The organism is Rhodobacter sp. 24-YEA-8, from assembly GCF_900105075.1.
Taxonomy (GTDB): Bacteria; Pseudomonadota; Alphaproteobacteria; order Rhodobacterales; family Rhodobacteraceae; genus Pseudogemmobacter.
The window spans coordinates 23,130-49,554 of record NZ_FNSK01000006.1 but is presented as its reverse complement, the minus strand read 5'-3'; the positions used below and the strand labels follow the sequence as shown (position 1 = coordinate 49,554).

At 64.3% G+C, this 26,425-nt stretch carries 24 protein-coding genes and 1 pseudogene; 17 read left to right on the top strand and 8 right to left on the bottom strand.

What is annotated here, in order from left to right; translation table 11 throughout:
* Positions 1-12: 12 nt before the first annotated feature.
* From BLW25_RS22920 to BLW25_RS22910, 3 genes are all read right to left on the bottom strand, one after another.
* The gene (locus BLW25_RS22920) at positions 13-2,178 is read right to left on the bottom strand and encodes a TonB-dependent receptor (protein WP_171909726.1); all 2,166 of its coding nucleotides are present in this window, start codon (positions 2,176-2,178) and stop codon (positions 13-15) included.
* Between the two features lie 253 nt (positions 2,179-2,431).
* Positions 2,432-3,403: a FecR family protein gene (locus BLW25_RS22915; protein WP_092904532.1), complete on the bottom strand. Its 972-nt coding sequence runs from the start codon at positions 3,401-3,403 to the stop codon at positions 2,432-2,434.
* Complete coding sequence (locus tag BLW25_RS22910; protein ID WP_171909725.1) at positions 3,400-3,942, bottom strand: RNA polymerase sigma factor; 543 nt, start codon at positions 3,940-3,942, stop codon at positions 3,400-3,402. Before BLW25_RS22910 ends, BLW25_RS22915 begins: the two co-directional genes overlap by 4 nt.
* Before the next feature lie 267 nt (positions 3,943-4,209).
* Between BLW25_RS22910 and BLW25_RS22905 the strand changes: the two genes are divergently transcribed.
* From BLW25_RS22905 to BLW25_RS22865, 9 genes are all read left to right on the top strand, one after another.
* Positions 4,210-6,288 (top strand): TonB-dependent receptor domain-containing protein, encoded by a 2,079-nt coding sequence (locus BLW25_RS22905; RefSeq protein WP_253188630.1) that lies wholly within the window; start codon positions 4,210-4,212, stop codon positions 6,286-6,288.
* Between the two features lie 66 nt (positions 6,289-6,354).
* Positions 6,355-7,716, top strand: coding sequence for a Vgb family protein (locus tag BLW25_RS22900; protein ID WP_092904528.1), 1,362 nt, complete (start codon positions 6,355-6,357; stop codon positions 7,714-7,716).
* Positions 7,717-7,833: 117 nt separating this feature from the next.
* Positions 7,834-8,166: a DUF3649 domain-containing protein gene (locus BLW25_RS22895; RefSeq protein ID WP_092904526.1), complete on the top strand. Its 333-nt coding sequence runs from the start codon at positions 7,834-7,836 to the stop codon at positions 8,164-8,166.
* Entirely contained in the window at positions 8,163-9,755 is a 1,593-nt protein-coding gene (locus BLW25_RS22890) for a PepSY-associated TM helix domain-containing protein (protein WP_092904524.1), read from the top strand. Before BLW25_RS22895 ends, BLW25_RS22890 begins: the two co-directional genes overlap by 4 nt.
* 2 nt (positions 9,756-9,757) lie before the next feature.
* Positions 9,758-10,117: a DUF3325 domain-containing protein gene (locus BLW25_RS22885; protein WP_171909724.1), complete on the top strand. Its 360-nt coding sequence runs from the start codon at positions 9,758-9,760 to the stop codon at positions 10,115-10,117.
* Positions 10,118-10,177: 60 nt separating this feature from the next.
* Positions 10,178-10,570, top strand: coding sequence for a helix-turn-helix transcriptional regulator (locus tag BLW25_RS22880; RefSeq protein WP_253188629.1), 393 nt, complete (start codon positions 10,178-10,180; stop codon positions 10,568-10,570).
* On the top strand, positions 10,560-11,882 hold the full coding sequence (locus BLW25_RS22875; protein WP_092904520.1) for a type II toxin-antitoxin system HipA family toxin: 1,323 nt from the start codon (positions 10,560-10,562) through the stop codon (positions 11,880-11,882). Before BLW25_RS22880 ends, BLW25_RS22875 begins: the two co-directional genes overlap by 11 nt.
* Positions 11,883-11,972: 90 nt before the next feature.
* Positions 11,973-12,416, top strand: a complete 444-nt coding sequence (locus tag BLW25_RS22870; protein ID WP_092904518.1) for an Rrf2 family transcriptional regulator — start codon at positions 11,973-11,975, stop codon at positions 12,414-12,416.
* A gap of 4 nt (positions 12,417-12,420) precedes the next feature.
* Positions 12,421-13,308 carry an NAD(P)/FAD-dependent oxidoreductase gene (locus BLW25_RS22865; protein WP_092904516.1) on the top strand — a complete coding sequence of 296 codons (888 nt, stop codon included), beginning with the start codon at positions 12,421-12,423 and terminating at the stop codon, positions 13,306-13,308.
* A 26-nt stretch (positions 13,309-13,334) separates the two neighbouring features.
* Here the strand turns inward: BLW25_RS22865 and BLW25_RS22860 are convergent, their stop codons facing one another.
* The gene (locus BLW25_RS22860) at positions 13,335-14,705 is read right to left on the bottom strand and encodes an NtaA/DmoA family FMN-dependent monooxygenase (RefSeq protein WP_092904514.1); all 1,371 of its coding nucleotides are present in this window, start codon (positions 14,703-14,705) and stop codon (positions 13,335-13,337) included.
* A 377-nt stretch (positions 14,706-15,082) separates the two neighbouring features.
* Positions 15,083-16,279: an MFS transporter gene (locus BLW25_RS22855; RefSeq protein WP_092904512.1), complete on the bottom strand. Its 1,197-nt coding sequence runs from the start codon at positions 16,277-16,279 to the stop codon at positions 15,083-15,085.
* Between the two features lie 100 nt (positions 16,280-16,379).
* Here BLW25_RS22855 and BLW25_RS22850 point away from each other — a divergent pair, with 100 nt between their 5' ends.
* Positions 16,380-17,366, top strand: a complete 987-nt coding sequence (locus tag BLW25_RS22850) for an AraC family transcriptional regulator (RefSeq protein WP_143040600.1) — start codon at positions 16,380-16,382, stop codon at positions 17,364-17,366.
* 8 nt (positions 17,367-17,374) lie between these two features.
* Here the strand turns inward: BLW25_RS22850 and BLW25_RS22845 are convergent, their stop codons facing one another.
* On the bottom strand, positions 17,375-18,484 hold the full coding sequence (locus BLW25_RS22845; RefSeq protein ID WP_092904510.1) for a helix-turn-helix transcriptional regulator: 1,110 nt from the start codon (positions 18,482-18,484) through the stop codon (positions 17,375-17,377).
* Between the two features lie 171 nt (positions 18,485-18,655).
* Here BLW25_RS22845 and BLW25_RS22840 point away from each other — a divergent pair, with 171 nt between their 5' ends.
* From BLW25_RS22840 to BLW25_RS22825, 4 genes are all read left to right on the top strand, one after another.
* Positions 18,656-19,120 carry a hypothetical protein gene (locus BLW25_RS22840; RefSeq protein ID WP_216279501.1) on the top strand — a complete coding sequence of 155 codons (465 nt, stop codon included), beginning with the start codon at positions 18,656-18,658 and terminating at the stop codon, positions 19,118-19,120.
* A 1-nt stretch (position 19,121) separates the two neighbouring features.
* Complete coding sequence (locus tag BLW25_RS24570; protein WP_092904508.1) at positions 19,122-19,685, top strand: hypothetical protein; 564 nt, start codon at positions 19,122-19,124, stop codon at positions 19,683-19,685.
* 10 nt (positions 19,686-19,695) lie between these two features.
* A complete protein-coding gene (locus BLW25_RS22830; protein WP_092904506.1) occupies positions 19,696-21,738 on the top strand; it encodes a VWD domain-containing protein in 2,043 nt (680 codons plus the stop codon).
* 396 nt (positions 21,739-22,134) lie between these two features.
* Positions 22,135-22,845 (top strand): metallophosphoesterase, encoded by a 711-nt coding sequence (locus BLW25_RS22825; protein ID WP_092904796.1) that lies wholly within the window; start codon positions 22,135-22,137, stop codon positions 22,843-22,845.
* A gap of 140 nt (positions 22,846-22,985) precedes the next feature.
* On the opposite strand, the pseudogene BLW25_RS22820 reads toward BLW25_RS22825, so the two are convergent.
* A pseudogene (locus BLW25_RS22820) lies at positions 22,986-23,296 on the bottom strand (IS5/IS1182 family transposase); the annotation flags it as partial.
* A gap of 129 nt (positions 23,297-23,425) precedes the next feature.
* On the opposite strand from BLW25_RS22820, the gene BLW25_RS22815 reads away from it, so the two are divergent.
* The 3 genes from BLW25_RS22815 (at position 23,426) to BLW25_RS22805 (ending at position 25,092) form a co-directional block, all read left to right on the top strand.
* The gene (locus tag BLW25_RS22815; RefSeq protein WP_253188628.1) at positions 23,426-23,890 is read left to right on the top strand and encodes a MarR family winged helix-turn-helix transcriptional regulator; all 465 of its coding nucleotides are present in this window, start codon (positions 23,426-23,428) and stop codon (positions 23,888-23,890) included.
* Positions 23,891-24,040: 150 nt separating this feature from the next.
* Entirely contained in the window at positions 24,041-24,247 is a 207-nt protein-coding gene (locus BLW25_RS22810; protein WP_143040598.1) for a hypothetical protein, read from the top strand.
* Between the two features lie 11 nt (positions 24,248-24,258).
* Positions 24,259-25,092 carry an alpha/beta hydrolase gene (locus BLW25_RS22805; protein WP_092904502.1) on the top strand — a complete coding sequence of 278 codons (834 nt, stop codon included), beginning with the start codon at positions 24,259-24,261 and terminating at the stop codon, positions 25,090-25,092.
* Between the two features lie 51 nt (positions 25,093-25,143).
* On the opposite strand, the gene BLW25_RS22800 is transcribed toward BLW25_RS22805, so the two are convergent.
* Entirely contained in the window at positions 25,144-26,409 is a 1,266-nt protein-coding gene (locus tag BLW25_RS22800) for an MFS transporter (protein WP_216279500.1), read from the bottom strand.
* Between the last annotated feature and the right edge of the window lie 16 nt (positions 26,410-26,425).

The following is a 26,425-nucleotide window of genomic DNA, read 5'->3' as shown; positions in this document are numbered from 1 at the left end:
GACTGTCCGGGCTCAGAACCGGGTGGTCAGGCCAAGATGGAGCCGGCGACCTTCGGGCAGAACATCGCCCTCATGCCGGTCGTTCAGGTTATAGACCGCCAGCACGCCGCTGACCCGGTCACTGAGATCAAAGCTCAGGCCCAGATCGACAATCACATGCGCAGGGATCGGCGGCTGCCGTCCCGAAGCGGGCGCGCGGCTGCGGGCGCGGGCCTGACCCCAGAGGTTCAGCCGATCTGCCACCTGCCAGTCGAGCGAGAGATTCAGCATATGCAGCGGCAGGTTGTGAAAGCGTTGCCCGACATTACGGCCCCGGGTCACGCGCGACTCCGAATACGTATAGCTCGCGGCGATATTCCAGTCGCCCAGGGGCAGATCCAGCGCCAGCTCGGCCCCGCTGAGCCGCGCACTGTCATCGTTGATATATTGCGTCACGGCAACATATGGCGTTCCGTCCAGCAGGCAGCCCGGCGCCTGGCCGGTCGGCGTGCGGCACAGATCGGCCCGGGCGATCCGGTCGTAAAAACGGCTGTGCCAGAGCGTCGCGCCCAGGTGCAGCCCTTCGGGTCCGGTCCAGATCAGGCCAAGCTCGACATTGGTGCTGCGTTCCGGCCGCAACGAGGAATTGCCCCGGTCGCGCGATCGTCCATCGCCGCCCGAGGGCTCGGCCACACCATCATCGGCCTGTTTCAGCGCAGGCACCTTATAGCCGCTGCCAATGCCGCCTTTCAGCACCAGATCCGGTGTCATATACCAGATGAAAGAGGCGCGCGGCGTCAGCGCGAAGCCGTATTTCTGGTTCTGATCGGCACGCAGGCCAAGGGTCAGCGTCAGGTCTTCGCCCAAAGGCAGCGCGCCTTCCAGAAAGACCGAATGATGCCAGCGATGCAGGCGCGGGTTCGCCAGATCGGGCAGCCGGTCCGGGTCGTGCCTGGTCCGCTCCCGGCGGTATTCATAGCCAAGGGTGAGGTTGCGCCGCCCCTCGCCCAGCGTGGTGCGGGTGTTGAAGACCAGCGCATCATGGCCGCTTTCATTGCCCGATCTGAAGTCGGTCGCTTCCCATTGCAGAAAGCTGGTGGTCTCGCGATTTTCGCCCCAGCTGATGCGATGTGACAGCGCCGCGATGCGGTCGGTCACCCTTGTATCGGCAAGGCTGCGCGCGGACAGGGGGCTGCGGCTGAAATCGACGCGACTTTCCTGCAGGCTCAGCTCAAGGCTCTGATCCGCCACAGGGATCCAGCGCAGCCGAAGGCCCGATATGCTGCGCCGCGCCGCGCCGAGGCCCTGGCTCTGATAGCCCGCGCTGATCCGGTCATCCTCCTGCCGGGCCGTGAGCGATGTGAACAGCGCAAGCCCCAGCCGCCCCGGAACCAGCGGCCCGCCCAGCCAGACCCGCGCCTCCTGGCTGTTCCCCGAGGCCGGATCACTGGCCTTGCCAAAGCCCCGCATAGCCTCGCCGCCCCAGATCCCGGGAATGTCGCGCGAGATCACATTGATCACGCCGCCCGCTGCTGCCGACCCGTGCAGCGCCGATAACGGGCCACGGATCACCTCGATCCGGTCCAGCGCCAGAAGGGGCGGCAGGAACCCGATCCGCGTGTTCAGCCCATGGCCGTTATAGCTGGCCTCTTCCGAGGCGCTGAGCGGGCGGCCATCGATCATCAGAAGCACATAGCTTTGCCCCATGCCCCGCAGGGAAATCGCCGGCAGCCCTTCGCGCCCCGGGCCGGGCACATACAGGCCCGGAACGCTGCGCAGCGCATCGGCGAGGCTCGCCATCGGGCGGCCCGAAAGCCCCTCTGCCGGGATCACGGTCACCGAGGCGGGCGCATCGATCAGATGCTGCGGCTGGCCGCTCGCCGTCAGGACGATGGTCCCGAGATTTTCGGCCGGTGATACCGGTGCCGCCGCAGGCAGCGTGACGACAAGGCTGCCATCCGAGGTGAACCTGTACACCGCGCCGCTGCCCGACAGCACCTGATCCAGTGCCGTCTGCAACCCTGTAATGCCCCGGACCGCCGGAGCATTCAGCCCGGCGCTGTCGCCTTTGATCAGAACCGAAATGCCCGCGCTTTCGCCGATGCGGGTCAGCGCCCGCGCCAGCGGCAGTGCGGGCTGATCAAAGGTCGCGCCCGGCTCGGCCGGTGATGGGACCGGGGTAAGGGATGTAAGGCACATGGCCAGCGCCGCCGCGCACAAAACACTGCCGCGCGCGGCCCGGCAATGGGGCGGCCGCGCGGGGCAATATGATCTGGCGCGGCTGGCTCGCATCCTGTCCTTTCTCTGGCCGTGCCCGGCACGGGCCCTTGCCTGACCTTCACGCATGAGGCCATGCCCCACTGAACCCGCGCCCTGGCGGATTTGCGGCAATATCGCTGGCAGAGGGAGGGCTGGCAGGCGACGTCGCTGGCCCCGGCGGCTGGCGAGAGGGTCACATCAACAGATTGCCACCCGGCAGGGCGAAGATGCGAAAGCCCATCGCCTCTGAAAGCGCCTGCAATTCGGCGCCGGTATCGGAGAGGCTGATACTGCCCGAGATCTTGCGATCAGCCAGTGCCGCATCCCCGAAAAGGATCGCGCCGGCACCATGGCGGGCCAGCACCCCGGCGACTTCGCGCAGGGTCACATCGTAAAAGATATAGCGCCCGTCGCGCCAGGCCAGCGCCTCGGGCGCATCACTGCCGGCAAGCTGCGGTGGCGCACCAGGGCGCAGGCGCACTTGCTGGCCGGGGGTCAGATATATCTCGGCGAGGCCGGGCGTCGTGATCGCGATACTGCCCTCTTCCAGCGAAATCTCAACGCAATTGCCGCAATCGCGAACCCCGAATTGCGTGCCAAGCGCACGGATTTCGGTCTCGCCCAGCCGCACGGTAAAGGGGCGGCCGTCTTTTTCAACATCGAACCAGGCGGCACCGGTCAGCAGCGTCACCCGGCGGCTGTCGCTGTCAGCGGTGAAATCCAGCGCCGAACCACCGTCAAGCAATGTACGGCTGCCATCCTGCAGCGCGAAATCACGGATCTCGCCCGCAACACTGACGTGATCCGCCACCAGCCTCAGCCGCAGATCCGGGCGCACCTGGTTCAGCCAGAATGCGCCCACCAGCGAGGCCGCCAGCGCGAGCCCGGCGCCGGCCCGCCAGAGCCGCCGCCCGACAGGGCGCAGTGGAACGACCGCAACCGGCGCCTCCGCCGCGAGATCAGCACCCATCAGACCGGCAATCTGCCAGGCCTGTTGCGCTTTGGCAAAAGCTGCGGCATTGCGGCTGTCGGCCGCAAGCCAGGCGCGGAAAGCCCTGTCCTGCTCCAGCGCCGGATGCGCGGTCACTGCGACCAGCCATCCGGCGGCCTCATCACGGATCTGATCCTGGGAAACGGGGCTTTGCGCCAAAAGAACCGGCCTCATTCGCTGCGCTGTTGGGCGGGGCTGTCTGCGGGGGGATCTTCAAGCGCGCGGGCGCAGCGCGCCACCGCCTTCGCCATATGTTTTGCCACATTGCGCTCTGACATGCCACAGCGGCTTGCGATTTCCTGGAAGGTCAGGCCCTCGGCCCGGTTCATCAGGAACAGACGGCGCGTCGTTTCCGGCAGATCGCGGATCGCGCGTTTTACCGCCTCCTGCGACTGGCGCGCGGCGATTTCCGCGAAAGCCGGATCGGCGGGTGCGGCTTCGGGCAGCGCATTGCTGGTATGGCTGTCGCGCACTTTTTCGCGCCGCAGATGGTCGATGGCCGCATTCCTCGCGGAACGGCTGAGAAAGGCCGAAGGATTGCCGGAAAACGCACCTGTCACCCCGCGTGTCCGTTCCCAGACCCTGAGGAACACCTCATGGACCAGGTCGCGCGCAATCGCGGGATTGCCCGTTCGCCGCGCAATCTGCCGCTCAAGACGGGCGCTTTCCTCGCTGTAGAGGCGGCCGATTTCGTCGGACTCGGTGGAAGACATCAGGGGCGCCAGAGGATCCGGGACAGGGATGAAAGATCTGGCATAGAGGGGCGCGATGGCCCGCATCCGGCTGGAGCCAGACCCTATTTCGCGCCCCGGGCCCTGTCCACCGGCTGCGACGGTTCCGGCGGGCCCGGGCAGGTCGCTGTTGCATATTGGCGCCATTTTCCCCGCCCCGTCTCCGGTTTTGCAAAGGTGCAGCAAAAAACCGACAAAAAAACTTTGCACGTCGGTTCAGTGACCGCCTCTCTGCCGCGTGAACCCTTCATGAAACCGAATTTTGCTCTGGGCCCGACCTGGCCCTGCTGGGGGGATGTGATGAGAAACAACCACAAATTTAGGGCCGGGCTGTTATCGGGCCTGCCGGTCTGGGCCTTTGCGCTGGCCATGATCGCGCCGCAGACGGCTGTGATGGCCCAGACCCCGGAGACCGGCGAAGAGGAAGAAGCGCAGAACCTTGGCACCATTGTTCTGACCGCAACCGGCCAGGCTCAGGCCCTGCCTGACGCGCCTGCGACGGTCACAGTGATCACCGGTGAAGAGATCGCCTCACGGCCCTATGCCTCGATCGCCGATGTGCTGCGCCGCGTGCCGGGCGTGGTTGTGTCCTCGCCATCGGCGCGCTCCGGTGCCGAGACCATCTCGATCCGGGGCCTTGGCGAAAGCTATGTGCTGACCCTGGTCGATGGCCGCCCCATTGGCAATTCGCAGGAGGCGACCTATAACGGCTTCGGCTCCGGCCTCGCGATGTCTTACCTGCCGCCGCCTTCCGCCATCGAACGGATCGAGGTGATCCGCGGCCCGATGTCATCGCTTTATGGCACCGCGGCATCGGGTGGTGTGATCAATGTCATCACCAAGCCAGTTGCCGATGTCTGGTCCGGCTCGCTGATGCTGGGAAATTCTACCTGGCAGGACAATAATGCCGGTTCTGCGCATGAGGGGCGGTTCTATCTGAGCGGGCCGCTGATCGAGGGGCGCCTTGGCCTTGCGGTCTATGGCTCGATCCATGACCGCTCGAAGCCGGCGCTGCAGGTTGCGGGCACCGGCGCGCGCCCTTCGCAGGATACCGAACGCAAATCCATCGGGGCCAAGCTGACCTGGATGATCGACGACAATCAGGGCCTGGATTTCGAAGTGGCGTCCGGCACCTCGGACACCGTGAACCTGACCCCCGGCGGCACCCCCGGCGGCGTGAAGGTCGAGCGGATGAACTACGCGCTTGGTCACAAGATCACCTGGGGCGAGGGCTATGAAACCAACAGCTTCGTCACCTATGAAGATGTCGATTTCAGGAACGGCACCAATATCTCGGGCTATGAGCTCTGGAACCTGAATTCAAAAACCAATGTCAGTTTCGGGCGCCATGACCTGACACTGGGCTTTGATTACCGCGACGAGACCACCCGCCATTCGCCGAACCGCGTCAGCGTCAATCCGGTGATGACGCGCTGGAACTGGGCGGTGTTCGGCGAGGACAATTTCCACCTGACCGATGATGTGACGGTGACCTTTGGCCTGCGCTATGACGAGAACGAGCGCTATGGCTCGCATGTCACGCCGCGCCTCTATGCGGTCTGGCATGCCTCTGACGCGCTGACGATCAAGGGGGGTGTCTCGGGCGGCTATAAGACGCCATCGCTGAAACAGGCCGACAGCAATATCTTTGAACCTTCGGGCGGCGACGGCCGGGCGCGCGACCAGGGCAATACCAATCTGAAACCCGAAGAGAGTACCAATTTCGAGATCGGCGCGATCTGGGAATCGGAGGGTGGTGTGCAGATCGGCCTTACCGCCTATCACACCCGCTTCAAGGACCGGATCACGACCGAGCGGATCTGTATGAACCCCGCCGATCCGGTCAATTACCCCGGCCTGCCCACCAATTGCGGCATGAACACCCCCACCGATCCGATCAAATGGATCAACCAATATGTGAACCGCGACGCAGCAGAGCTGAACGGGGTCGAGGCGACCGTCGACTGGGTGTTGGGCGATGTCGGCTTCAACCTGAACTACACCTATGCCGACAGCAAGGTGACCAAAGGGGCGCGCACCGGCACAAGGTTCAACAACAGCCCGCTGCATGTCGCCAATCTCGGCGTTGACTGGCAGGCGAATGAGGCGCTGTCGCTCTGGGGCAATGCGCAATATCGCAGCGCTTCCTTTGACACCGGCAACAGCAGGATCAAGGAACATGCGATCTTTGATATCGGGCTCGATTACGAGTTCAACGAGAACGTCAAAGGGTCGGTCGCGGTCTATAATATCGGCGACAAGACCTTCGGCTCCACCAATTACAATGATGGCCGCCGCTTCTTTGTCGGGCTGACCACCACCTTCTGAGCCAATCCGATCCCGGCCCTTGTCACGGGGGCCGGGCGCTTTCTCACCGATCTTCCAGGAGCCGTCATGACCCGTCTTTCCCGCCCTGTTCTCGCGCTCGTCCTTCTGATGGGCAGCAGCTCGCTTGTCGCCGCCGATGCGGTGTTTGATGCGCCCGCGCCCTTTACAGGCCAGGTTTCCTTCTCGGGGCCGAACCGCAGCCCCGCCTATGCCGGCGGCGCGGTCGAGGTCTCGGGCGAAGGCTTCGCCCCTGGCCAGATCGTCACCCTGAGCCGGGGCGGCGATCTGATTTCGCCCGAGGGCCTCAGCGCCGATCAGGAGGGCAAATTTGCCTTCCCGCTGACCTTGCCGGCGGATGCGGTGACCGGCCAGCACCCGATCGTGGTCGAGGCCGAAGGCCCCGACAGCGCTGCCGTGGTCGACCTGAAAATCTCGCCCGAGATCCCGCTTTCGGGCGGGCAGAATTATACCGGCATCAGCGTGAAAACCGCGCCGGGCGTCTATCAGGTCGCCCATAGCGCCAAAAATGGCACCGTTTTTACCGCATCTGCCACCGGGCGCGGCGACAAGGGCACCTCTTCCATCGTCAAATTCGACGCGACCACGCTGGAAAAACTGGCCGAGGCCTCGCCCTATTTCGACAAGGAAAACGGGCTTTACGGCGCCTTTGGCATCGCGGTGGATGACGAGAATGGCACCGTCTGGGTGACGAATACCCGTACCTCTTCGGTCGCGATTTACAAGCAGGATGACCTCTCGCTGGTGAAGCAGTTCGAGCCGGGTTCGGTCGAAAAGCCCCGCGATGTGGTGATCGACCAGGCGCGCGGCCGGGCCTGGATCTCGACCCACCGCACGCGGATCGAGGAATTCGATCTGAAAACGCTGCAAAAGCTGGAAGGCTTCGAGGTGCAATCGGCCGAACGTGGCGGTCAGTTTGGCACCATGAGCCTCGTTCTCGACGCAGATAAAGGCCAGCTTTACACCGTGTCACTGCGCACGCCGGAAGTGGCCCGGATCGACCTCGCCAGCCGCGAGACCACAATCATCGCGCTGCCGGGGGCGAAGACCGCGTCGGGCGTTGATATCGACCCGGCGACCGGGCGGATCTTCATCGCCTCGCAAGGCAGCGATGACGTGATCGCGCTGGAGGCCGACGGCAAGGTGCTCTTTGACACGCCGGTCGGCGCGCAGACGCTGAATGTGGTCTTTGATGCGGTTTCCGGCCAGCTCTATGTGGCGAACCGGGCCTCGGACACGATCACCGTTGTTGATGCGGCGACGGGGGCGATCACCGCAAATCTCGACGGCCATTCCTTCCCGAACCACCTCGCCATAACCCCCGAAGGCGTGGTCTTCGCGGTCAACAAGGCGCGTGGCCCCGAGGATACCAAAGGCGATCAGCTGACCCGGATTGCCCCCGCAGAGTAAGCGGTTCCCCCCGTTGCGGCACACCGCTCCCGTGCCGCAGATCTCCCGCGCCCGGACCTCGCCCGGGCGCGGGGGTGATCCCCGCCCCCCCGCAGCTTTCCCGATCCGGATTCCGATATGCCAGCCCGCGCGCGCCAGACCGAAGCCGTAAGGCCGAAACCCGAAGATGAGGGATTGCGCTACCGCCTCGCAGTCATCTCGCGCAGCCTTGCGGCCCTGGCGGGGGGCTATTTACTGGCGAACCTCTTCGTGCTGGCCTTCCGCGCGCAGGTGCCGATGGAGCCGCGTGACGCAGGCCAGCTTGCGCTGATGCTGTCCTTTGTCGTCTTCGCCCTGGCCGCGATCTGGGCCTTTGCAACCCGTGACGCATGGCGCGCCTGGATCGGCATTCTGGTGCCGGTGGCGCTTTGTGCAGCCCTGTGGTGGTTCGCCCCGGAGGCCCGCGCATGAAAAACGGCTTCCGTCAGTCGATGGCCTGGCTGCACACCTGGACCGGGCTTTTGCTCGGCTGGCTCCTGTTCGCGATCTTCCTCACCGGCACCGTGGCCTATTTCCGCACGGAGGTGACCTGGTGGATGAAACCCGAACTGCACGCTTCGGTGGTCTCCGAAGACCCCGTGGGGCTCGCTGTGTCGCGGCTGAAGGAGCTGGCACCTGCGGCGGCGTCCTGGTCGATCACCCTGCCCGAAAGCCGCAGCCCGGTGCTCTCGGTTTCCTGGGCCAAGCCCGGCGAGGCCCCGGGCCGGCGCGGCGCGCCCGCGACTGTGCTTGATGCCTCCACAGGCGAGACCCTCACCCCGCGCGAGACGGCGGGGGGTGAATTCCTCTACCGTTTCCATTTCGAATTGCACGGATTGCCGCGTGAGCTGGCGCGCTGGATCGTCGGCATCGCCACAATGGCAATGTTTATCGCGATCATCTCGGGCGTCATCACCCATAAGAAAATCTTCAAGGAATTCTTCACCTTCCGCCCCGGAAAGGGCCAGCGTTCCTGGCTCGACATGCATAATATGACCGCTGTTCTGGCGCTGCCTTATCATATAATGATCACCTTTTCCGGGCTGGTGCTGTTTGTCGCCACGCTGATGCCCTTTGTGATCGAACGCGGCCCTGCGCGTGGCCCCGCGCCTGCCGTGGAGGTCGCAGAAGCCCTGCCGTCTCGCCCGCTGGCCCAGCTGACCGCGCTTGCACCGCTGCTGGCGCAGGCCGAAACCGCCTGGAACGGCATGCCGGTCGGGCGGATCCAGATCGAAAAACTGGATACCGGCCGGCCCGAGATCCTTCTGATCCCGCTCCGCCAGTCGGTGGTGACGGTGCAGAGCGGCTCTGGCTCCAACGGGTCCGAGAGGATGCGGTTTGACGGATTGAACGGCACGCTGATCGAGGCGACCGGTCGGCCCGAGGCCTCGGCGGTGGCCAATGTGAATATGGCGCTTGGTGCGCTGCACCGGGCGCGGTTTGCCGATACCGGGTTGCGATGGCTGTTTTTTGTCGCGGGTGTCGCGGGCACAGTGATGGTCGGATCGGGCCTGGTGCTCTGGGTGTCGAAACGGGCGTCGAAACATGCAAAATCCGGGGTGCAGCCTTTTGGCCTGCGGCTGGTTGACCGGCTGAATGTCGGCGCGATTGCCGGGCTGACAGTGGCGACTGCGGGCTATTTCTGGGCCAACCGGCTGATCCCGGCAGGGGCGAAGGACCGGGCAGATCTCGAGATTTATGCCTTCTTCGCGATCTGGGCGCTGGCGCTGATCCACCCTTTCCTGCGCGCGCCCGCGAAATCCTGGTGTGAGCAGTTCAGCCTTGCGGCGGTGCTTTTGCTGACGCTGCCGATCCTGAACGCGCTGACCGGCCCGTCAGACCTGATCCGGGCGCTGTGGCAGGGCAATATGGTGCTGGTCTCAGTCGATCTGATGGCGCTTTTCAGCGGGTCCGCCTGCCTTTACGCAAGCTGGAAAGCGCGGCCCGGACGGCAGAAACAACCTGCCAGGCGCGCCCGCAAACCGGTGGCGCCCCCTGCCCCCCAGATCGCCGGAGAATGATCATGTATGCGTGGTCTGCCCTGATCCTGAGCTATGCCGGTTTCACCGCCCTTGCCCTTGCGATGCCGCGCCATCACGAGGAACTGCGCGGCGGGAAGCCGGGCGAGGCGGCAAAGCACCTCTTCCGCCTGGCCGGCATCGTTTTTCTGAGCCTGTCTTTTCTGGGCGCGATGCGGGCCCGGTCCAACCCGGCGATTGCAGTCTCGGCCTGGCTGGGGCTTCTGACCGTCTCGGCCTTCGCGCTGGCAATGGTGCTGACTTACGCAACCGGGAAGAACCGCCGCCTTCTGCCGTTTCTGCCGGCGCTGGTGATGCTTGGCGCTGGCCTTGCCAGGATTTTATGTCCAGAATTATGGACGTGATACGCTTTTATGTTCAGTTTAATGATCATTCGTTGACAAGGGTCCGGCCGCAGCAGCATCATGTCCGGACTTATGGACCCGATCACGTCTTATGTCGGGAAAACCGGACAAGGCCCCGTCATGCCGCGCAGAAGAACCTATTCCCGCGTCACCCGCGAGGCGCTCCTGATGCTGGGTCGCCTGATCCGCATTGGCCGGGCTGAACGCGGGCTGACGGCACAGGATCTTGCCGATCGGGCCGGGATCAGCCGCACCACGCTTTCCAATATCGAAAAGGGCGCGCCCGGTCCCGAGATCGGTACGGTGTTCGAGGTCGCGGCGCTGGTCGGTGTCGCGCTGTTTGGCGAAGGGGAACGCGGCCTGAAGCTACAAAATGCGCATCTGGGCGAAAAGCTGGCTTTGCTGCCGAAAGCGGTTCGCCGCAGCGTGAAGGAGGCTGATGATGACTTCTGACACGCCCTTCAGCGCCCCGACAAGCGCTTATGTCTGGGTCTGGCTGCCGGATGCGACAGAGCCGGTTGTGGCCGGGCGTCTCGACCGCGACGGCCAGCGGCTGAATTTCACCTATGGCGCAAGCTACCGGCGCCTGGCCGGGGCAATTGCACTTTACACCCCCGAACTGCCGCTGCGCGAGGGGCTGATCGAACCGGCACCCGGTCTGCAGATGGCCAGCGCGATCCGCGACGGCTCGCCGGATGCCTGGGGGCGCCGGGTGATCCTCAACCGGCTGACGGCCAGACGCCCGGATGCCCCGGATGTGCCGGAACTGAGCGAGCTGACCTTTCTTCTGAACTCGGGATCAGACCGGATCGGTGCGCTGGATTTTCAGGCTTCGGCAACGGAATATATTCCGCGGCTTGCCACCGAGGCCTCGCTCGGCGAACTGACAGAGGCTGCGGCCCTGATCGAACAGGGTATACCGCTGCCGCCGGCGCTGGATCAGGCGCTCAATCACGGCACTTCGATCGGGGGCGCGCGGCCCAAGGCGCTGATTGACGACGGCGATCGGAAATTCATCGCCAAGTTTTCCGCCAGCAATGACACCTACAGCGTGGTGAAGGCCGAGTTCATTGCCATGCGACTGGCGCGGGCCTGTGGCCTGAATGTTGCCCCCGTGCAGCTGACCCGCGCCGCACATAAGGATGTGCTTCTGATCGAACGCTTTGACCGGCGGCATACGGGCCATGGCTGGACAAGGCAGGCGATGGTCTCGGCCCTGACCATGCTCGGGCTTGACGAGATGATGGCCCGCTATGCCTCTTACGAGGATCTGGCAGAGCTGATCCGCCACCGTTTTACCGATCCGAAGGCGACGCTGCACGAGCTTTACGCGCGGATCTGTTTCAATGTGCTTTGCGGCAATACCGATGATCATGCGAGGAACCATGCTGCCTTCTGGGATGGCAGGATGCTGAGCCTGACACCGGCCTATGACATCTGCCCCCAGGGCCGGACAGGCAGAGAGGCCAGTCAGGCGATGCTGATCAAGGGCACCGCGCGCGCAAGCCGCCTGGCGACCTGCCTGACTGCCGCATCTGATTTCCATCTGAGCGAGGCGGCGGCACTGGCATTGATGCAGCACCAGATCGAAACGATTGCGACCCTGTGGCGGCCGATCTGCGAAGAGGCGGCGCTCAGCCCGGTTGACCGGCGCTTGTTCGCGGGTCGCCAGTTCCTCAATGCCTATGCGATCGAGGCGCTGACGGGCCACCCGGCGCTGCGTGACGCATTCGACCAGGCGCGCAGCAGCATCATGGCAGACTGAACGCATCTTAGCCCGCCCCCGGGCCGCGATGCGCGCGTGGTTTCGGCGGCCCTCTTGACACATATCCCAATTTGAAACATATGAAGTTACATGAAACGTGACAGCCGCCTTTCCTCGGTCCTGCATGCGCTTTTGCATATGGCAGAGCATGACGGGCCCATGACATCCGAGGCGCTCGGCCTCTGCCTTGGCACCAACCCGGTCGTGGTGCGCCGCACCATGGGGCTGCTGCGCGAAGCCGGTCTGGTGGCTGCCGCGCGCGGCCATGCCGGGGGCTGGCGGATCTCGGCCGATCTCAGGACAGTCAGCCTGCGCCAGCTGCATGAGGCCCTGGGGGAGCCCGCGATCTTCGCCATCGGCAATCGCAACGAGACGCCGGACTGCCTCGTTGAACAAGCGGTGAATGCGGCGCTGGACCACGCTTTCGAAGAGGCCGAGACGCTGCTGCTGAAGCGTTTCGCCGCCGTTTCCCTCGCCGATCTGGCCGGGGATTTCGCCCGCCGTCATGCCGCAAGGCGGGCCGCTCAGGAGTAGAAAGATGCAGGATGTGATCGTAATCGGGGGCAGCTACGCCGGAATGGCAGCCGCCCTGCAACTGCTGCGCGCGCGCCGCAAAGTGACGGTGATCGACGCGGGCGAAAGGCGCAACCGCTTTGCCGGCCAGTCACACGGGTTTCTGGGCCAGGATGGGGTCGACCCGGCGCTGATCTGGTCACAGGCGCGCGACCAGCTGCTGGCCTATCCGACCCTGACCTGGATCAGGGACGAGGCCTCAGGGGTCTCCGGCCAGCGTGACCGGTTCCAGGTTGCCCTGGCGGCGGGAGATCCCGTCCAGGGTCGGCGTCTGCTGTTTGCCAGTGGTGTGAAAGATCAGCTCCCCGAAATCCCGGGACTTGCGGAACGCTGGGGCAAATCGGTGTTTCACTGCCCCTATTGCCATGGCTATGAGCTTGATCAGGGCCGGATCGGTGTCATCGCCACGGGGCCGATGTCTTTGCATCAGGCGCAATTGCTGCCGGAATGGGGCGCGGTCACCTTTCTGACCCACGGCCTCTGCGCGCCCGATGCGGCAGAGCGCGCGGATCTGGCGCGGCGCGGTGCAGAGATCGAGGCGACCCCGATTGCCCGCCTTTCCGGACACGCCGATCTTGAACTGACAGATGGCCGGGTGCTGCAGTTTGCCGGGCTCTTCACCGCGACGCGCACCTCGCCGGCCTGCCCTCTGGCCGAAGACTTTGGCTGCGCGATGACCGAGACGCCGATGGGCCGCCAGATCCTCACCGGCGACAGCAAGGAGACCACGATTTCCGGTGTCTTTGCCTGCGGCGATACCGCCCGCGCGCCGCATTCGGTCTCGCTGGCGGTGGGCGATGGCGCCTGGGCCGGGGCGCAGATCCATCGCTCGCTTGTCTGGCCGGAAGGGTGAGATCCCGAGGCTGAGCCCCCGGCATCTCACGCTGGCAGCAGGGCCGGAACGCGATGCGCGGCGGCCGGATGGCCGGGGCCAAGCAGCGCGCCCCGGCCGGGAAACAGCTTTTCGCGCAAGGTGCCCGGCGCATAATCGGTCTGTGCCAGCCCGCGCTGGCGCAGAACCGGCATCACATGTTGCGCGAAATCGGCAAAGCTGCCCGGCAGGGTCTGATAGGCGATGTTCACCCCGTCAATCCCGGCGTCGCGCCACTCTGCCAGCCGGTCCGCGATGGTCTCGGGCGAGCCGATGATGCGGCCATTATAGCTCATCGCCGTGCTCAGATCACGCAGCCGCACCACCTTGCCGGGATTGGCCTCTTCAACAAAGGTGGTGAAGCCCTGCAACCCTTCGATCTTCAGCTCGCGCACCGGCTGATCAGGGTCCAGCCTTGCCAGATCCACGCCGAGGTCCCGCCCGACATGTGCCGAAAGCGCGTCGAAATTGACCCAGTCATCGGCTTCGCGCGCCTTGCGCTGCGCCTCTTCATCGGTCGAGCCGATCACGAAAGACAACCCCTGGAAGAACAGGATATCGCCGGGGGCACGGCCATTGGCAGGCAACTGGCTGTAGATATCGGCAATCGCACGCCGCGCGCCATCCGGCGTCAGGGCCACGATAAAAGTCGCCTCGGCATGGGCCGCGGCAAAGGCACGCCCGCTGGGCGATGACCCGGCCTGGACCAGAAACGGCGTCCGCTGCGGCGATGGGGTCGAACTATGCACGCCCCTGATACGGTAGCGCGGCCCCTGGTGATGAATGTCATGCACCAGCGCCGGATCGGCGAAACGACCCCCCGCCCGGTCTTTCAGCAGCGCGCCCTCCTGCCAGGAGCCCTCCCAGAGTCTGTAGGTGGCCTCGACATAATCCTGCGCCCAGGCATAGCGATCATCATGCCGCGTAAGCCCGTCATGGCCGAACAGATCCGCCGAGGCCTTATTGGCCGAAGTGACGATATTCCAGCCGACGCGGCCTTTCGTGTAATGGTCCAGCGTCGAGACGCGGCGGGCGAATTCGACCGGATGCGCCTGGATGATCGACGAGGTGAACATCAGCCCCAGATGTTCGGTCGCAGCCGCCAGCGCGCCCACGAGGATTGACGGATCATTCGAGGGGAAATGGATACCCTGTTCGATATAAATGTCGCGGCTGTTGTTATAGACCGGGTCGACGCCCATCACATCGGCCAGAAACAACCCGTCAAACCGCGCCTCTTCCAGCAGCCGGGCGAGATCGGTCCAGACCTTCAGATCGTTGAAATCGACCTGACGGCTTTCGGGATGGCGCCAGTAGCCGTGATAGACATGCGACAAAGCATTCATGCAGAAGGCATTGAAAATCAGTCTCTTGGTCATCGTAAGGTCCGGGATTGAGGCGGGACAGGGGGGCTCAGGCGCGACATTTCGCAACCGGGCAGAGCCCCGGGCCTGGCCTCATTGCCAAAGGGAAAGACATCTTGCCTCGGCTGAAAATTGCGGGCGTGGGGGCGCTGCGGGTGGGGCCGCTTTGATGCGATGAGTATAGCTGCCGATGCGGGTATTTGATTTCAAATACAGGGTCAGTGCCGCAGTGCGGAAACCAAAGCCGGGCATTCAGGCAGGCAGGATTTTCTGTTTGCCGACAGCCGGGAAGCCGCCCCGGCAGGCAGGGCTCTGATGCATCGGGCCGCAGCTGCCCGCGCGGCCCCTGTGCTGGACGGGTGCCGGGATCAGACCCCCGGCACCACGCATGTTCAGGCCGGCGCCGCAGCCGGGGCGCGCACCCCAAGCGCGATCAGCAGACCGGCGAGAACCAGAAGCATCCCGCCGAAAGCATAGACCCCGTTCGCCCCGGTCGTGTCGTAAATAACGCCGCCACTTGCCGCACCAAGCGCGATGGCGAACTGGATCGCGGCCACGATCAGACCCCCGGCGCTTTCGGCATCATCCGGCGCGATCCGCGTATTCCAGGTCGTCCAGGCCACCGGCACGCCGCCAAAGGCCATACCCCAGAGCGCGATCAGAGCAAGGCTCAGCAGCGATGCAGTATGAAGCCCCGACAGGATCAGCGCGCAGACACCCGCGATCAGCGGCATGGCAAAAAGCGTGAAGCTGACACTGCGTTTCAGGAGCGGCCCGGCCAGCAATGTGCCGATGAAATTCGCCACACCAAAGCCCAGCAGAAAGGTCGTAAGCCAGCCGACACTCGCGCCGAGGGCAGTTTCGATAAATGGCCGGATAAAGGTGAAAAGCGCGAACTGGCCGGTGAAGACCAGGGTGACGCAGACGATCCCCTGCCAGACGCCCGAGCGCAACAGAACGCGGAAGATGGTGCCGATGCTTGCGCTTCCGGTTGCGGCCATCATGGGCAGGGTCCGCCATTGCAGCAAAAGCCCGATGGCGCCGAACCCGGCCGACCAGAGGAACACCGCGCGCCAGCCGACCAGCGCGCCAAGCCAGCTGCCCAGCGGTGTCGACACAACCGTCGCCAGCGAGACGCCGGCAAAGATCAGCGACAGCGCTTTTGGCACATCCTCGCCCGGCACAAGCCGCATCGCGGTCGCGGCCGACATGGTCCAGAACCCGCCAATGGCCACACCAAGCAAAAGCCGCCCGGCCAGCAGGGTCGGGAAATTGAGCGCGGTCGCCACCAGAAGGTTCGACACGACCAGCAGGACCGAAAAGCTCAGCAGCACATGCCGCCGGTCGATCCCCCGCGTCAGTGTGGCAATCAAAAGCCCGGTGAAGAGCGCGACCACCGCAGTCGCCGTCACGCCCTGGCCGGCCATGCCCTCGCTGATCTGCAGGTCCTCTGCCATCGGTGTGAGCAGGCTCATCGGCAGGAATTCGGCGGTGATCAGGCCAAAGACACCGACGCTCAGCGCATAGACGGCGCTCCAGCGCGGGGTGATCCGGTCAGGGCCGGCGGGGAGGGAGAGCGATCCGTGCATCTGTCAGAACTTTCGAAGGTCAGTCGGGACTGGTGGTCTATCCTTCCTGTTGCGGACGATCTATGATGGCATGTCCGCAATTTTTGATCAGGCGTCCGCCATGCTCGACCGATCTCCCAATGCCACGCTGCCAACGGGCGGTGCCAGTACCCCTGACATGATGAGCGAGCTGTTGATGGGCATGCGGCTTAATGGCATCAGCTATCGCCGGATGCAGCTGTCGGCCCCCTTTGGCATCGGATTCGGCGGCGCGCCCGGCAAGGCGCAGCTGCATTTCGTGGCCAGGGGCGAGGCCTGGCTGGTGATCGACGGCACGCCGCGCCGCATTGGCTGTGGAGATGCGGTTTTCCTGCCGCGCGGTACCGGACATGCGCTGGTCTCACAGCCGGGTGCGCCGCTGCGCGACCTCGCCGATTTCGCCAGCGCGCCGATCTGTGACGCGGTGGATGAGATCAAAAGCTGTGATCAGGCGGCCTGCCGCAGCCAGGATGTGATCCTGTTCAGCGGCTGCATGGATCTCGACCTTGGCACCATGCTGCCGTTGATCGGCATGATGCCCGAGGTGATGCAGCTGAGCCAGCTTGCCGACCGCCAGCCCGAAATCCTTCCGGTGCTGGAGGCGATGGAGCGTGAGGCCCGCACCCGGCGCGCGGGTTTTGCCGGCATCCTTGCGCGGCTGGCGGATGTGGTCGCGGCCTCGATCATCCGGGGCTGGGTCGAAAGCGGCTGTGGCAGCGCCTCAGGCTGGGTCGAGGCTTTGCGCGATCCGAAACTTGGCCGGGTGCTGCTGGCTTTGCACCAGGATCCGGGCCGGGCCTGGACGGTCGCCACGATGGCCCATGAGATGGGCGCCTCGCGCTCGGTCTTTGCCGAACGGTTCCTTGCGGTGACCGGCCTGACGCCGATCCGCTATATCACCGATCTGCGAATGCGGCTGGCCGGGCAATGGATCGCACAGGGCGGGATCGGGATCGAAGAGGCGGCGCATCGTCTGGGCTACAGTTCACAGGCCGCCTTCAGCCGCGCCTTCAAACGCGCAACGGGGCAGCCGCCAGGCCTTGCCCGCCTTGCGGTGAAACAGGCCTGACCCAGGGATCAGCCCGGACCAATCCGCAGCGCGAGCGCCGCGACTTCGCTTTGCCGATGGGTGCCGGTTTTCCCGAGGATCGCCTTCAGGTGAAACCGCACCGTCTCGCGCGAGACCTGCAACAGGCCCGCGATCCGGTCGAGGTCGTGGCCATGCCCGATCAGCGCCATGACCTGCGCCTCGCGCGGGGTCAGATCGAACACCGCGCGCAAAGCCGCGGCCGAGGTCTGCGGGGTGGTGGAAAGATCCACCAGCGTCAGGAGCGCACCTTCCACGCCAAAGGCCCCGATCATCGCCCCGTGATAGGGCGAGGCGCGCAGAACCAGCGGCGCAATGCCCTCATCGCCGGGCAGCATCAGGGGGCCAGGGCTGTGACCAAGGGACAGGCGCGACTGCGTGGCGGCTTCGATCATGCCGGCCAGCGCCGACTGACGGCCGGGGTCACTGGCCACGAGGCGCCCCGCACTGACCCGGATCGCGCTATGCGACAGACGATCAAAACAACTGTTGGAAAACAGCACTTTCCCCCAGCCATTCACGATCAGCGCCGGCGTGCCCGCCCGGTCTAGCCCCTGTAAAATGCCGCCGGCCTGGACATGGGCCACCTTGCGTGCAAGTTCGGCCGCATTGCGCAGATGCGGCAGGAGCTGCGCGAGTTTTGCCAGGTCATGATCGTCAAACAGGCCCTGCGCCTCGGTCCGCTGCAACGAGAGCGCGACATAATTACGGGTCCGGTCTATAGCCAGGGACGCCGCACAGAACCAGGGCACTCCGGCCGAACGGGCGAACCCGTCATAATAACGGCTGCGGTCGATCTCTGCCCTGGAAAACAAAAGCTGATCGGTCACCACCTCATGCGCGCTGACATAACGCTGTGCGGCGATGGTGCGGGCATCGCACAGATGCCAGTTCTCCTCGAAGAACTGCTGCAGCACCGGCTCCATCCCCTTTGAATGCGGCAGGGCCCCTTTCACAAAGGTCGCGGCGGGCAGAATGGCGCCGCGCGCATTGAAGGCAAGGGTGATCAGATCCAGCGCTTCTGTCCAAAGGTCCGAATTCAGCGCCGCCGCATAGAAACGGGCCACAACCTCGGGCAGTTCGGCAACGGCACTGGTCATCAAGGTCTCCCGACCTGGAAATCCGCAGCGGCACGATCCCGGAGAGATTTGCGGTGACTAACTCGCAGGGCGGGCCGGTTGCGGGTCTGGAATTCCATCATCCTACCCGAACGGGGGAGGATTTCCACAACAGCCTGTCGCTAGCTGGAGCCGAGGGAAATGGAGGGTCTGATGGTGTTTTTTACTCCTGTCCGGGGGCGGGTTGCGACCCTTGCGCTGAGCGCGACGCTGGCTCTGCCGGTCATGACCCCAGGGGCGGCACGGGCCGAAGCCCAGCGGCTGAGCAGCGGGCCGGATGGCGAGGTCATCTTCGTCACGCCATCGGGGAATATCGGCTGCATCTATATCCCGGCGGGCGGCACCTCTGTCTATGAAAGTGCCGATGGTCAGGCCGAACTGCAATGCGACCGGGTCGCGCCGAGCTATGTCACAGTGATCCTTGGCGCCAAAGCGAAGGCAAAGCGGATCAATGAGCCGGGCGAACAGGGCTGTTGTTCCCTCGATCAGCCGCTGCAATACGGCAACAGCTGGTCGGAGGGCCCCTTTACCTGCCTGTCGTCAAAAACCGGGCTGACCTGCAGTTCGCAGGCCGGGCATGGCTTCTTCATCAGCAAGGCGAAAATCGAGGTGCATTGATATGAAACGCATCTCTCCGGCTCTGCTGTGCCTCGTGCTGGCCGTCTTTCCGCAGGCAGGCTTTGCGCAGTCACAGATATTCGAGCTGCCCCGGATCAATGGCACCCTGCTCGACTGGTGCTACAATTGGGGTGCCGATTGCGGCAAACCCGCCGCCGACCGCTTTTGCGTCATGAACGATTACGCCGAAGCAGTGGATTTCGGCGAGAAGCCGGGGCCCCTTGGCGAGCCGACAATGCTGATCAGCGATGGCCGGATATGCGAGGCCGATGATTGCGGCACTTTCGAATACATCGCCTGTGAAGGCAGTCTCGCGCCCGGCCCCACCGGCAGCACCCGGTTTGAAGCACCCGCCTTCAGCGGGATCAGGCTCGACTGGTGTTACGAATTCGCGGCGCAATGCGGCGCGCCATCGGCGGATCGGTTCTGCTCCTCGCAGGGCTTTGCCAGGGCCTCGGCCTGGCAGATCGAAGAGAATATCGGCCATACCATCACGCTCGCGACCGGTAAGGAATGTGACGCCGGGAGATGCGACGGCTTCACCTATATCGACTGCACAAAGTGAGGAGGCCGGAATGAACCGCCAGACCTGGACGCTGGCCGGAGTGGTGCTGCTGCTGGCGGCGGGAGGCGGTGGCCTGTGGCATTACGGGGCCCGGACCGTGTCTTCCCTGACCGAACCTGCACCGCCCGGGGCATCACAGCCGGCGCCGGCAGAGCCGGCCATGTCGACCGCGCCGCAACCTGCCTCTTTGCCTGCAGATCACCCCGATCCCCTGCCCGGTACAGACTGGAATGATCCGCTGAACTGGCCGCTGACCGTACCGGTTGGCCCGGATGGCAACGCCCTCCCCGCTCGCGCTGACCTTGGCCTGCGCAAGGCGCCGCCGGTGCAAAGCCGGACCTCGGCGCTTTTGAAACTGGCTCGGGGCCAGCGCAGCGGCACGGATCAGCTGATCCTGGCGCGTGGGCCCAGCCCGAATCCCGGCCCGGTCAGACTGGAGCCGATCGGCCCGGGGACGCATACTATGTCGCCCCCGGGTGGTGGCACGGGAAGCGGCACGAATTACGGCGCCTCACCGGGGGGCGGCAAGGGCTGGGAGAGCGGCTTCCGCGGCTCTGTCAGCCATGGCGACGGCTCTTATGATTACTGGGACGATAGCGGCCACTGGCATGGCGATGCCCCGCGCGAAGATGGGTCACGCGACGGCTGGTATCGCGACAATGACGGCAATATCGACCGGTTCTTCGATATGGGCGATGGCTGGATGTCGCATTACGACCCGAATGGCGACATCGAACTGGCCGGGCCGGACGGCTCGCGCGAAATCGAACATGCCGATGGTTCGCACGAATATATCGACCCGGAGGGCAATCGCAGGATCGATCTGGACCCGGAAGAGAACTGGCACGGCACCAATGGCCCGGCCGGACCCGATGGCGCCGGAAACGGCGGCAAAGGCAGCGCCAGCGGCATTGGAGAGCCACATTTTCTAACCTTTGACGGCACCGGCTTTTCCACCCAGGCCGTGGGCGAATTCGTGCTGGCCACCGGCATCGCGGGCCAGGAGTTGCAGGCCAGGATCCGCCCCTGGAAGGACAGTCGTTCCGTGAGCGCGATCACTGGTTTTGCGATCCGCGCCGGGGGTGTGGTGATCCAGGTTCTGGCAGATGGCAGCCTGCGCATCGATGGTGCCCTGGTCGGGCCGGGCGAGACACTGCGCTACGACCTGCCGGATGGCGGCGCGCTTGGCCTCTGGCGCGAAGGCGATGAGATGAAACATGTGGTGCTGATCTGGCCCGATCTCTCGACGCTCTGGGTCGACCGTCACGCGGGGTATCTGGATTTTTCGGTGCAATGGCGGCGGGCCGATACGACGCGGCGCGGGCTTTTGGGGCTGGATGATGGCGATGCGGCAAATGATCTGACCGGCCGTGACGGCACCGTGGCCAGGGCCGGTGATGCCGTGCAGCTTGCGGACTTTGTCAATGGCTGGCGGGTGAGCGATGAGGAATCGGTGTTCTCCTATGCGGATGACGAGGGAACAGCAGATTTCACCGACCTCGGCTTCCCCTATGAGGCGCCGGCCCGGATGGCTGCCGACCTCGCGCAAACCCTCTGCGGGAGTGTCAGCCATCCTTTCCTGCAGGAGGCCTGCCTCTTCGATGTCGCCGTCACCGGCGAAGAAAGCTTTGCCAGATCCGCGATCGCGGCAGAGACCCGGCTGACGACGCTCGCGCCAAAGAACTCGCCATTCGCATCTGCAGCCGGGCTCTGCAAGACAGAGGGCGACGACATCACCACCGCCACCACGCCCGCAGGGGGCACCATCGAGGTGACCACGACCGCCGCCGCCCCGCGCCTCTACCGCATTGAAACAAATGGTGGAATTACGGTGATGACACAGGCAGGCATCTCCTGGTCAGGCGCCTATGCCGAGGGTCTGCCGGGCTATTGCCTCTTTGATGCGACCGGCGCGACGATCATCCCGCTCACCCATTCCGGCAGCGATTCCTCTTTCTCGCGCAATGACCAGGGCGATATTCCGGCAGGCATCTACTACCTGAAAGTGGTCGGCACAGGCGAGACGCGGCTGAGCGTGGTGACCGGCCCGTGAAATCCTTGCTGAAAGACCGAAAGGCCGAAGCCATGCGCCTGATATCTCCGCATTTCGCTGCCGCCCTTCTTCTGCCGGTCCTGTTCGCAGCTCATGTGAGTGCCGACAGGCCGCGCTCGGCCCCGTACCAGGGTTTTCACACATATCCTGCATAACCACGGTATTTCTGGCGATGCAGGAGCTTTCGTCGTTTTTCCGGAAAGCCGCAATCCGCACCGGCCTGAGGCAAGGGTCATCAGGCGGGTGTGACCGCAACAGAATGTCTTTGGACTGGATTTCCGGGGCCCGACCATGGCATCTGGGGCGAAGATCCTGGATGTAAATGCAATGGTCTTTTCCTTTCTGAGACGTGCCGCTACCCCTGCCCGCCGGCCGGCCTTGCGCGCGGATGAGCGTATGACCACCCGTCCGGGCCTGCCGCCGCCCTGCCCGGATGAACCGGTGTGCCTTCTGGGCGACCTGCATGGCCGCAGCGATCTCCTGAAGCGGTTTCTGACCCTGCGCGCCGCGCATTTCCCCAATGCCCGCATCATCTTTCTGGGAGATATGATCGACCGGGGCCCGGACAGCGCCGGGATACTGAGCCTTGTGCGCGAAGAGGTCGCGAAAGGCGCTGTGGCACTTTCGGGAAATCATGAGGCGATGTTTCTTGATTTTCTTGACCAGCCGGAAAAGGGCCTCTCCTGGCTGAAACATGGAGGGGTCGAGATGCTGGCCAGCTATGGGCTGGAACCCGACCGACCCGATTCCCTTTGCGACCGCATCCGGGCCACACTGGGCGAAGACATGATTGCCTGGCTGCGGGCCCTGCCGCTTTCCTGGCAAAGCGGCACTCTGGCCGCGGCCCATGCCGGGATGGACCCGCAGCGCCCGGTCACCGATCAGGAGCCGCAGGTGCTGCAATGGGGGCACCGGGATTTCGGTCGCATCCTGCGGACCGACGGGATCTGGGTTGCGCATGGACATACGGTGATGGACCGTGCCTTTGCCCATGCCGGCCGGATCGCACTGGATACCGGCGCCTATGCGACCGGCCGGCTGAGTTTCGCGGTGATCGACCCTGACCTGCCCGAAACCGAACGGCTGATGATCGCCGTCACCCCGTAAACCGGCGGACCGTGACCGGCGGTTGCCGGCGCGCCAGCCGGGCCGCGATTTCGCTTCGCGGTCCTTCGGCTGATACAGGGCCTCCAATCGTCGGGAAAATGATCCCCCGGATCGTTTTCTGATCCTCCTCATATCCCGGCGCGGCGTCTGCGCTGTTCTGCGCCCCACCTTCGCCAGATCGCACGACCGGGGTATTTCAATGCCCGCCGTGTTCGTTTCCTGCGACCACGCCAGCGGTGACTGTCTTCCACGGCTTGGCGTTCTTGCAGGAAGAAATGACAGTCCGGGCGCTGCGGTCAGCATTGGCATCGCAGCATTTGCGGCTGTCGCAGGTGACGCCGCCGATCTGCTCATGCGCCAGGATCTGTCTGAGCAGACCTGGTAACACCGGCGCATCGCCGCTGTGGCTGCCTGTTATCCCCACGGCCCGAACCTCCGGAGATCCCGCATCGTCTCTCGGCCCAGTGGCCAGCGGCTTCACCTGTAAGGAACCGATCCCAGCCACGCCATGCGTTCCGATTGGTTTGCCTGGCCGAAGAATTTGAGACATAAAGGATCACAGCTGGATGTGAGAATGAACATGGCCGATCCCGTCGAAGACCGTGAACTCGCCCGACAGAGGTTGCGCCTGTGGGTCTCGATGCTGAAATCGGTCCGCAGCATCGAGACCGAATTGCGAGGTCGTCTGCGCAGCAGTTTTGACACCACATTGCCCCGATTCGATGTGCTCGCGGCGTTGCATGCCGCACCGCAGGGGCTGACGATGACGGATCTGTCGCAGCAACTTATGGTGTCGAATGGCAATGTCACAGGCATTGTGGACCGGCTGGTCGCGGATGGTATGGCGCTGCGGCAGAACGAAGAAACCGACCGCCGTGCCTTTCGCATTTCGCTGACCGAAGCAGGGCGCGCGAAAATGACGGAGATGCTGGAGGAGCATCACGGCTGGATCGACGAGTTTTTCGCGGGAATCCCAGAACATGACCTTGCCCGGGGCATCGCGATCATGATGGACCTGCGCCACAGCTGTGGCCGCGCGGTCTGAGATCGCGCCCGCGAAGCCCGGTCAGAACTGTCGCCTCTTCCCCGTATGCGGCAAGATGGCAAATATTTTACGCGCTTATATGATTTAAGCTTGAAGTAGTTCGGCTGCATTTCGCATGATAATCACAGGCTCATGATCGCGGAGACCGCCATGCCTGGCGCGACGGCTCATACTGACGGCTTTACCAGTGATGATTTGCTGACCGAACCCGGTATGCCGGTCTTCCTGCCAGGTGCTTCCATATATCCCGAACATCCCGATGCAGCGGTCGAACTGACTGGCCAGATGGTGGACAGGGGCACCGCGGACCGGATCCGGCGCCACTCGTTGACGCGCGCCTTTGAAGCATCCCATTGAAAGGAATACCGATGTGGTATCACATCTCTGACTGGAACGCAGTCTATGACAATGCGCCCAATACCCCGCGCGGCGCGGACTGGCCGGCGGCCTGGGTCGAGCCAGCCGCCACGTTTCGCACAGACCAGGCTGCGAAAGGCCTGCTGGAGGCGGATCTGAGCTATGGCCCCGGCGCGCGGCAGATCTTTGACCTGTTCCGCCCCGCCACCCAGCCGAAGGGGCTTGTGGTCTTTGTGCATGGCGGCTTCTGGATGGGGCTCGACAAGAGCTATTGGTCGCATCTTGCCGCCGGGCCGCTGGCGCAGGGCTATGCGGTCGCAATCCCGAGCTATACTCTGGCGCCCGAAGCCAGGATCCACGCGATGACGCAGGAGATCGGCGCCGCGATCACGGCGGCAGCGGCGAAAATCGCGGGTCCGCTGCGGCTGGTGGGCCATTCGGCGGGCGGCCATCTGGTGACGCGGATGGTCTGCGAGGATACACCGCTGGCGCCGGAGCTGCGCGACAGGATCGCGGCTGTGCTGTCGATTTCGGGGCTGCATGACCTGCGGCCCATGCGCAATATCTGGCGCAATGCGACGCTTGCGATCGACGCGGCAGAAGCGGTCTCGGAAAGCCCGGCCTTGCAGGTGCCCCTGGCAGGAACGCGGCTGACGGCCTGGGCGGGCGCGATGGAGACCTCGGAATTCCTGCGGCAGAATGCGCTGATTGCGAATATCTGGGCCGGGCTCGGCGTGGCCACAAGGGCGGTGGTCGAGCCAAATCGCCACCATTTCAACGTGATCGACGGCATGGCGCTGCCGGATCATCCGCTGGTCGCGGCGCTGCTTGATCTGCCTGCCTGAGGGCGCGGTATCAGAAAAGCCCGGCCGCAAAGCCGGGCTTTTGCGTTTCGATCAGAGGCTTGCCACCGGCAGCCGCCGCTTTGCGCATAGCGTCATCAGCACGATGAGGAACAGCGCTTCGGCAATGACAAAGGCGGTGAAGGCCATCGGAAAACCGCCGCTGCCGCGAATGATCACGCCCATGATGCTCGGCGCGACAAAGCTCGACAGGATGCCGAAGACCTCGGCATAACCGATCGCGGCCGAAGCCAGCGCCGGGGCGTAGGTGTCCGAGATCAGTGCAAAGATCGCACCGCCGCCGATCACGGCGATGCCGCTGATCGCCGCCATGAGAACCAGAACCGCAAAGGGCAGCGCCCAGAGCGTTGCGGCCAGAAACATCAGGCCGGTGAGGATCGCCATGATGACCGAGACGCGGATCAGCTTCAGCTTGTCGCCTTTGTCGGCCATAAGTCCGCCGATCACCAGGAAGACCACCTGCGACAGGCCCATCAGCGTGCCGATCAGCGCAGCGCTGGCCTCGGGCATTGCCTGATGCGTGATAAAGGCCGGTACAACCCAGGTGGCCGTGCCCGCGATGGCAAAGGTGCAGGACGCGATGCCGAAGCCCGCGATATAGACCCAGGGCTTGCGGAAGATCGATGCAAGCTCCAGCCTGTCGGGGTTTGGTGGCTCGCCAGACCATCTGAACCCGGCAAAGGCTGACCCAAGCGCCGCCGGGCCGGGTTTTGCGAACAAAAGCACCAGCCCCGCCGCAAATGCGGTGCCGCAGGTCAGGATCGCAAAGAAATTGCGCCAGCCATAGCTGATGGTCAGCGGAATCCCGATGGCGAAATCCAGCGTGATCGCAAGGCTGTAGGCCGCAAGGATCAGACCGACCACCAGCCCGCGCCGTGCGGGCGGGAACCAGGCCAGCAAAAGCTTCATCACCCCGATAAAGACGCCCGCGTCGAAAAAGCCGATGATCAGCCGCAGCGTCAGCAATTGACCGTAGCTTTGCACATAGATCTGCAGGCCCATGCCGATGGTGGTGCCGATCAGCCCGGTCAACAGCATCGCCCGCGCCGACCAGTCGCGGCTGAGCGCCGACCAGACCACCATGCCAAGCCCATAGGTCAGCGCGAAAATGCCCTGGGCAAAGCCGGCCTGGGCCTCGTCCAGCCCGAGATCAGGTGACAGGAAAGGCAGAACGGCGGCCAGACCATACCAGTCCGCCGCCAGCATGATCTCGCAAAACAGCCCGAGCGCCAGCACTCCCCATTGCCAGCGCCTGATCCTTGCCTGATCAGGCGGGGCAAGATTGTCCCATGTTGTCATTTCATCAGTCCCTGTT

What these genes read in the sequence shown, in the direction of transcription:
- BLW25_RS22920 (WP_171909726.1), bottom strand. Translation starts at nt 2,178, where the DNA reads ATGTGCCTTACATCCCTTACCCCGGTCCCATCACCGGCCGAGCCGGGC.
- BLW25_RS22915 (WP_092904532.1), bottom strand. Translation starts at nt 3,403, where the DNA reads ATGAGGCCGGTTCTTTTGGCGCAAAGCCCCGTTTCCCAGGATCAGATC.
- BLW25_RS22910 (WP_171909725.1), bottom strand. Translation starts at nt 3,942, where the DNA reads ATGTCTTCCACCGAGTCCGACGAAATCGGCCGCCTCTACAGCGAGGAA.
- BLW25_RS22905 (WP_253188630.1), top strand. Translation starts at nt 4,210, where the DNA reads ATGAAACCGAATTTTGCTCTGGGCCCGACCTGGCCCTGCTGGGGGGAT.
- BLW25_RS22900 (WP_092904528.1), top strand. Translation starts at nt 6,355, where the DNA reads ATGACCCGTCTTTCCCGCCCTGTTCTCGCGCTCGTCCTTCTGATGGGC.
- BLW25_RS22895 (WP_092904526.1), top strand. Translation starts at nt 7,834, where the DNA reads ATGCCAGCCCGCGCGCGCCAGACCGAAGCCGTAAGGCCGAAACCCGAA.
- BLW25_RS22890 (WP_092904524.1), top strand. Translation starts at nt 8,163, where the DNA reads ATGAAAAACGGCTTCCGTCAGTCGATGGCCTGGCTGCACACCTGGACC.
- BLW25_RS22885 (WP_171909724.1), top strand. Translation starts at nt 9,758, where the DNA reads ATGTATGCGTGGTCTGCCCTGATCCTGAGCTATGCCGGTTTCACCGCC.
- BLW25_RS22880 (WP_253188629.1), top strand. Translation starts at nt 10,178, where the DNA reads ATGTCCGGACTTATGGACCCGATCACGTCTTATGTCGGGAAAACCGGA.
- BLW25_RS22875 (WP_092904520.1), top strand. Translation starts at nt 10,560, where the DNA reads ATGACTTCTGACACGCCCTTCAGCGCCCCGACAAGCGCTTATGTCTGG.
- BLW25_RS22870 (WP_092904518.1), top strand. Translation starts at nt 11,973, where the DNA reads ATGAAACGTGACAGCCGCCTTTCCTCGGTCCTGCATGCGCTTTTGCAT.
- BLW25_RS22865 (WP_092904516.1), top strand. Translation starts at nt 12,421, where the DNA reads ATGCAGGATGTGATCGTAATCGGGGGCAGCTACGCCGGAATGGCAGCC.
- BLW25_RS22860 (WP_092904514.1), bottom strand. Translation starts at nt 14,705, where the DNA reads ATGACCAAGAGACTGATTTTCAATGCCTTCTGCATGAATGCTTTGTCG.
- BLW25_RS22855 (WP_092904512.1), bottom strand. Translation starts at nt 16,279, where the DNA reads ATGCACGGATCGCTCTCCCTCCCCGCCGGCCCTGACCGGATCACCCCG.
- BLW25_RS22850 (WP_143040600.1), top strand. Translation starts at nt 16,380, where the DNA reads ATGCTCGACCGATCTCCCAATGCCACGCTGCCAACGGGCGGTGCCAGT.
- BLW25_RS22845 (WP_092904510.1), bottom strand. Translation starts at nt 18,484, where the DNA reads ATGACCAGTGCCGTTGCCGAACTGCCCGAGGTTGTGGCCCGTTTCTAT.
- BLW25_RS22840 (WP_216279501.1), top strand. Translation starts at nt 18,656, where the DNA reads ATGGTGTTTTTTACTCCTGTCCGGGGGCGGGTTGCGACCCTTGCGCTG.
- BLW25_RS24570 (WP_092904508.1), top strand. Translation starts at nt 19,122, where the DNA reads ATGAAACGCATCTCTCCGGCTCTGCTGTGCCTCGTGCTGGCCGTCTTT.
- BLW25_RS22830 (WP_092904506.1), top strand. Translation starts at nt 19,696, where the DNA reads ATGAACCGCCAGACCTGGACGCTGGCCGGAGTGGTGCTGCTGCTGGCG.
- BLW25_RS22825 (WP_092904796.1), top strand. Translation starts at nt 22,135, where the DNA reads ATGACCACCCGTCCGGGCCTGCCGCCGCCCTGCCCGGATGAACCGGTG.
- BLW25_RS22815 (WP_253188628.1), top strand. Translation starts at nt 23,426, where the DNA reads ATGGCCGATCCCGTCGAAGACCGTGAACTCGCCCGACAGAGGTTGCGC.
- BLW25_RS22810 (WP_143040598.1), top strand. Translation starts at nt 24,041, where the DNA reads ATGCCTGGCGCGACGGCTCATACTGACGGCTTTACCAGTGATGATTTG.
- BLW25_RS22805 (WP_092904502.1), top strand. Translation starts at nt 24,259, where the DNA reads ATGTGGTATCACATCTCTGACTGGAACGCAGTCTATGACAATGCGCCC.
- BLW25_RS22800 (WP_216279500.1), bottom strand. Translation starts at nt 26,409, where the DNA reads ATGACAACATGGGACAATCTTGCCCCGCCTGATCAGGCAAGGATCAGG.